The 7,186-nt window shown below is 66.1% G+C and carries 1 protein-coding gene and 1 riboswitch; the gene reads left to right on the forward strand.

Annotation, left to right across the window (positions count from 1 at the left end; translation table 11 throughout):
* Positions 1–75 precede the first annotated feature (75 nt).
* On the forward strand, positions 76–6,666 hold the full coding sequence (locus tag HGB10_11445) for a hypothetical protein (protein ID NTU72416.1): 6,591 nt from the start codon (positions 76–78) through the stop codon (positions 6,664–6,666).
* A gap of 161 nt (positions 6,667–6,827) precedes the next feature.
* Positions 6,828–6,915, forward strand: a riboswitch (cyclic di-GMP riboswitch).
* Positions 6,916–7,186: the final 271 nt, after the last annotated feature.

Here is a 7,186-nt window from a genome sequence, read left to right on the forward strand (position 1 = left end):
TGTGCGGGCACCTGCCACCCGGCGACGCTTGGTCAGGTTCACACCACCGCTGCCTGTTCCGACTGTCATGCCGACATGGTCGACTCGGTCCAGCCATGGGACAAGACCTGCTCGGCGTGTCACTCGGTCAAGCGCCACACCGTCCCTGCCGGCACGCACGCTGGTAACGACACCGGCGCCGGCTCGGCGTACTCGGGTTACGGCTGCGAGGGCCTGCCCGGCATGTACTGCCACGACATCTCCGACGTGTCCCAGCTGCACGCCAACGTGCATGCCGGTACCGGCGGCTGCGTCACCTGCCACGGTGAGGGCGTGACGCCCACGACCGCCTGTGTCACCTGCCACGAGGGCGGCTGGGGTGGCGACGTCAGCTACATGCACCACAACAACATCAAATACCTCAACGATCCGGCGGATGCCGCGGTGGGCGACTACTACGCCGAGAACCCGCCAGGCGGCTGGAACGAAGCGCTGACCAACTACGACTGCCAGTTCTGCCACACAGACTACTTCGGCATCACCAACGTTCCGCCCGACCCGATCCCGGTCTATGCGGGCGCAAAGATGTGGTACGCCGGCCTGCGCTCCACCGCTGGCTCGCTGAACGACACAACACTTCAGGTTGAGACGATGACGGTTCCCGCGTCGGCGACGCTGGAGTTCATGACCAACTACTCGGCGGAGTCCGGCAAGGACTACGGCTACGTCGAAGTCTCGACCGACGGTGTGACGTGGGATTCCATCGCGGGCGACATCACCACCACAAGCGATCCCAACGGCCTGAATCTGGGCAACGGCATCAACGGCATGTCCGGCGGTTGGATTCCCGCTACCTTCGACCTGAGCGCGTACGCGGGTCAGGAGGCGGCCATCCGTTTCCGGTACGTCACGGATCGCTACTACAACTATGCGGGACTCGCGATCGATGACATCGCAATCACCGACGGCACCGGTACGACGGTGTTCTCAGACGACGCCGAGTCCGACAACGCGCTGCTGACATCGGTCGGTTGGCTGCGTGTGGGCGCCTACCCGCCGCCGTACCAGCCCAACAGCCCGATCGTGCCCGACCGCCACGACGCCACCGCCGGTGCGACAGAGCTTGCCGATACCGGCGCGTCATGCGCCGACTGCCACGACACGAGTCTGCTCGGCGAGCACGCCAAGCCGACGTCATCCTCGGCGGCTTCGAGCTGCGCGGCGTGCCATCCGACTCCCAAGACCGCTCTGGCCGGGTCGTGGGACGGCGGATGCGTCGAGGACGGATGCCACGCGGTCGGATCGGCAACCGAGATGCACAGCGGGCTGTCGACAGCACACCAGGTGCCAGGCGCGAGCGCGTCGTGCCTGGGCAACTGCCACGAGACGTCGCTGACCACCGAGCATGCGCGTACGACGGGTGGCCGCACGGCCGTTTCGTGCAACGCGTGCCACGCCAAGGTGCTGACGCTGGTCAACGGCTGGGACGGCACGTGCGTCGCCTGTCATGCGACCCTCCCGCACTCCAACATGACGCAGTCGTCGAACGCTGACTGCGAGGAGTGCCACAGCGTCTCGGCTTCGTACGCATCCTCGGCCCACGGCATGGCGGTGACCGCCGGCAGCGTCGCGAGCGTCGACACCGGCCGGCAGTGCGAGGCGTGCCACGACCACCGGTCCGACGAGGCCACCGGCCACGTCGCGTATCGCACCGGGCTGACGCCTGCGGTCGACGACAACCAGTCCAAGCTGTGCTTCCGCTGCCACTCGGCCGACAGCGCTGAGACGGCGAGTGTCGGCACCGCGCCGTTCGCGTGGAACGGCCGAGACGTGAAGGCCGAGTTCGCTCGCACGAGCAGCCACCCGATCAACGCCGGCGGCACCGATGTCGTCACCGAGACGGTCGTGGCGATGGAGCAGGACCGCTACGCCGAGTTCGCCGCCGACACCTTCGTGAACGCGACGCTCGATCTCGGCTCGAACACGCCGAGGCTTGCCGACGCAAGCTGGGTCGTCACGTTCCCTGCCGCGCCCCGTCTGCTCGCGCAGGTGGCCGATACGACCAACGAGTCGTACTGGCTCAACAAGACCTCGCACAACTACAACCTGAACACCGGCGTCTGGAACGGCGACGAGTACGAGATCCCGATGGTCGGCCTGGTGGACCCGCACGGTTCCGACGTGAAGTCCGTGTTCATGTACAAGGGCAAGGTCCACCAGTTCATGCTCAACACCGTGGACTACGTGTGGCGCATGTACCGATTCGAGCAGGGTGACCGTTCCAACCCCGGGACGTGGACCGATCTGGGCACCGGGCCCGGCTTCTACGGCCCCGGTGGGGAAGGCGGCGAGGTCGCCGTCGACGAGGCGCACTCCTCGGTGTACTGGGACTACGGCAGCAACTCACTCGACGTGTTCCGCCGCAACATGGACTCGGGCGCCGCCGACTCGGTGCAGCTCAAGGCCAGTGCGAGCGAGTGGATGAACCTGGGGACCGGCGCATCGATCGCGTACTCCCCGCAGACCGACAAGCTGTTCATCATCAATCGCAACGGCCAGAACCCGGTGGGCGGCAGCAACGCGGTCGTTCCCAACGGTCGGCTCTACACCATCGATTCGCCGAGCACGGTAGGCTCGCCCGCGATGGCTACGGACACCGGCGTCTTCGTCACCAACGGCGGTGATGGCGCGACCGGCAACACCACCGTCTCGACGCGCATGCAGCGCGCGACGATCGGTGGCAGCGACTACCTCTTCGTGATGGGCCGCAACGGCACCAACGTCGACGAGCTGCAGATTGTCAGCGGACTCGGCGATACCTCGCCGACCGTCACCTCGCTCGGACTCTACCCGTGGGGGGCAGGCACGCCCGACAGTCACCTCGAGCTCGCGTGGGACGGCGGACAGTACCTGTACAGCGCATACGGCAACGTCATCAAGCGCATCCTTATCCCGAGCGACCCGGTCGCCGGCGCCTGGGGCGAGTGGGAGCAGCTGCCCGCCGCGCCGAGCTCGCCTGACGGCTACGCGCTGTCATTCTTGGGCTCGGTGCAGCCGCCGGATCGCACGCATTACGGCTATGAGTGGACCGGCTCGGTATCGACTGAGGTCAACGCGCCCGCACTTGCCTCGAGCTGGGGTGCGCTCAGCTTCAAGTCGACGGCTGCAAACGGAACGCGCGTCACGGTGTCGGTCGAAGGATGGGACGGGTCGAGCTTCCTGCCACTTCCCGGTCTCGAGAGCACGAGCGGCCCGATCGACCTCTCCGCGCTGTCGACCGCTCAGTGGTCCAAGCTGCGCGTAGTGGCGACGATGGACACCTCCTCGGACCGTTACACGACGCCGCGCCTGAGCCAGTGGAAGGTCACCGCGAAGCGCACGTATCCGGGCGGCACGATGGGCACGCGCAAGGTCGTTCAGGTGGGTGCCTACGACCCCGCACCGGCGTACCTGCGCACCGACAGCGCCGTGGTCGTCTCCGAGGCGCTCGCGGCATCCACGCTCACGACCGGCACCGTTTCTCGTCCGTTCCCCGGCGGGCCGCTCATGTACCAGTTCTTCCGCTTCAGTAACCTGACGAAGATCGCGCAGTATGACCCGGCCACCAACGAGTGGAACGGTGGGTGGGATCCGCAGGACCTCACCGGTTTCACGATGGGCGCGAACGCGCTGTCCGGCTCGACCACGCTGCAGGCTCTGGGTTCCTACGAGGCCACGACGTACCGCATCGGTCGCGTCGACTGGACGCCCGGCCTGCCTCCCGCGTCGACGTTCACCTCGGCGCCGACCGACACGATGCCCTACAACGGCGTGGTCGACTCGGCACACAACGTCGTGTACATCCCGTACTCATACAACAACGGAACGAACCCCACGACCATCAAGGTCATGGACATCACGACGCAGCAGATCATCTCGACGTTCTCGGTCACGAACTTCGCCGGCAAGCCGTTCTACCTCGGGACCGCGTCGAGCGTGGCGTACTCGCCTGAGCTCGACCGCCTCTGGCTCATCGACAAGAACTCGTACGGTCCGTGGCTCTCCCGCACGAACACCGGCGACGGCTACCTCTACTACATCGACGCGCCGCGGTCACAGGTCGGTACGATCACGGCCACCCGCAACACCGAGTTCGCCTGGCCCTATGTCGCCGACTACGACTGGCTGATGAAGTTGCAGGTCGTCAACCGCGGTGGTCACGACTACCTGTTCGGCCTGCAGGATCAGTCGGTCTACAAGGGCGGTCAGCATTGGCGGCGCATGGTGGTCGCGCGCTCCGGCTCCTCCACCGTCACCATTGCGCCGTGGCCGACTTCGACGAGCGTGGGCCTCGCCATCGGTTCGACGCCGCAGTTCGAGACCGACGGCCAGGATCGCCTCTACGCGTGGGACAACGGTACCGGCCGATTCACGTCGCGCATCGACATCCCGGCCGACCCGCTCAACGCATCCTCATGGCCTGCGCAGTGGTCCACCATCCCGACAAGTCCGCTCGTCGCCGATGGCTACGGCACCATCAAGTTCCTCGACACGCCCGCCGGGTTGTTTAGCCAGGTAGGCACCGGGTACCCCTCGCAAGCCGAGTCACGGTACTCGACCGTTGCCCAGGCTCCGGCGGAGTCCGCCACCTGGGGCGGTGCAGCGTGGGTCGCATCGAACATCTCGGGCGTGGCTACCGCGACCGTGACGCTCGAGGGCTGGAACGGCTCAGAGTGGGTCGAGATTCCCGGTTTCAGCAACATGCCGGGCAGTAGCGCGGACCTCTCGGGGCTGAGTGCGACCGAGTGGACCAAGCTGCGGCTACGCGGTGACCTGTCGACGAGCGATCCCTACCGCACGCCGCGGATCACGAATTGGTCGATCACCTGCGGCAATGGCGAGGGCGTGTACCTGGCTCCCGAGGCCATCGCCGAAAGCGGAGCGGATCGCTGGAAGACCGCATCGTGGGCATGGTCGGATGGAGCGCCTGCGGATAGCTACGCACAGGTCCGCGGCTGGAATGGCTCCAGCTATGTGCCGATCCCGGGCTTCACGAACATCACCCAGCCGGGCAGCATCGACCTGACGTCGCTCTCGGTCGACGAGTGGCCGAAGCTGCAGTTCGCGCTACGCACCAAGACCGATGGCGTGGGCACGCTGCCGACGCTTCCGCTCTTCATCGCAACGGCTGAAGACGAGCGCCTCGAGCGCATCGGCTCGATGACCTGTGTAAGCTGCCACAACGCTCACAGCGTGGCGAAGGGCGACGGCTCGGCATGGGATATGAGCCGCGTCTCGGATCCGCGCGACACAAGCGCGCCAATGAGCACGGTGGGCGATGGGTCTACCACCGACTTCTGTCTGCGCTGCCACACGAGCGAGGCGGTCGCCGGTGGAGCCACCGTCCCGTACACCGTCGGCTTCTCATCACCGCTGGAGGGCATCTCATTCGCGGGATGGAACAAGGACGTGCCGGGCGCGTCGTTCAAGCAGTCCGGTCACTACACCACGGGCGGCACCAAGGCGACGTGCGAGACGTGTCACGATCCGCACGGCTCGGACAACTCGAGCTTGCTGGCGTGGACGAAGCCCGATACGTTCGCTGGCGGCACCGTCGGTGAACGTGACAACCGCAGCGGCGCTGCGTTCGAGGAGAACCTGTGCCTGCAGTGCCACGGCAACGGGACGGTGGGTAAGGCTGCGCCGGGTGCACAGGACGTCGCGAGCTCGATGTCCTCGACGTACGGCCACCCGACCACCGGCATCCAGGCGGTTCACCGCGACACCGAGACGACTGAGGGCGTCGGCGTCGGCAACCGTCACGCCGAGTGTGTCGACTGCCACGATGCTCACGCCGCACAGCCGGGCACGCACACGACGGGAACCGCGGTCGGCGGAGCGATGCGTGGCGCGACGGGCGTCGTGCCTGCGTGGTCCGATACCCCCGGCGAGTCCGCTAGCTCGTACAGCCCGATTCGCCTGACGGGCGACGCTCGTGATGCTGAGGCCTACGTCTGCTTCAAGTGCCACACCAGCGTCACGTCGCTGCCGACGACGGGTGGCAGCAACGGCAGGGGCGCCTCGGACCTCTCGCGCGAGTTCAATCCGAACAACGCGAGCTATCACAACGTGCTCGGTATCCCGGGCGGGGGAGTGCGCACCAGCTTCACCGCGGCCGACGGGTACACGATCGGCCTGGAGTTCTGGAACAACCTCAAGCCGGGCTGGACACCGAATTCGGCGATGACCTGCTCGGATTGTCACTCGAGTGGCTCGGTCGCGGGCGCCAAGGGCCCCCATGGCTCGTCGCAGCCGTTCATGATGGATCCCGAGTACTCCGGGTCATGGGAGAGCGCGAAGCTGTACTACTTCCAGAGCGGGGCGCCCAGCCCGAGCAACCTGATCTGCACCAAGTGCCACGACATGTCGAGCAAGAATCCGATCCACAACGTCCAGAATCACTGGGGTGGCTCGTATACAGGCGATCAGCGCAAGTGCATCTCGTGCCACGTCAGGATTCCGCACGGCTGGGTGCGTCCGCGTCTGATCGGCTATGTGACCGACCCGCCGCAGTACCGTTCCGAGAGCGTCGTTGGCTTCCGCTTCAAGACGTATCTCGGCAGCGGATACTGGGTCGTCGATGCGTGCTCCGCCAACTGCGCGCCGCACCCATCGACCCAGGTTGAGGGCATCCGCTACTGGAAGTAGGCAACTGCCCGAAGCGAGGATGACGAGCGCCCGTTGCCACCATGGCGGCGGGCGCTCTCTCATGGCGGCGTGGCGTTGTCGAATGGCCCGCGGACAGTGTGACGAATCTCACAATTCGTGCTTGATGCGGTTGATTGTGAGCGCTGCAGGGACTACTCTGAATCCACTTGGGAGGCGTTGATCCGTCGGCAATAATCGGTCACCTTGCAGTGACGACGGGGAGCCAGTGGTGAGACCGGCCCGGTGAAGGAACGTGTGGGCCGGTCACGTAGTTTTCTTCACTCCAGACCATCCTATCGATGCCCCTGCCAAGGGCTACGCGTCTCCTTCCTCGGGTCATAACGCCCTTTGGAAGGGGTCGTCATATGGGTGGGAACTTGGGGTCCGTGACTCGCATTCGGCGCTTGGCGTCATTCGCGCTGGCAGTCTCACTCGCACTCGTCCTCGCACTCGCGTTCGCGCTGCCCGCGCTGGCCGCCGACGGCACGTTGGTGGACGCCGGCTTCGAGAGTGGCGCTGA

It is taken from the genome of Coriobacteriia bacterium, from assembly GCA_013334745.1.
Taxonomy (GTDB): Bacteria; Actinomycetota; Coriobacteriia; order Anaerosomatales; family JAAXUF01; genus JAAXWY01.

Coding starts and splice junctions, on each gene's coding strand:
- HGB10_11445 (NTU72416.1), top strand. CDS start 76: ATGGTCGACTCGGTCCAGCCATGGGACAAGACCTGCTCGGCGTGTCAC.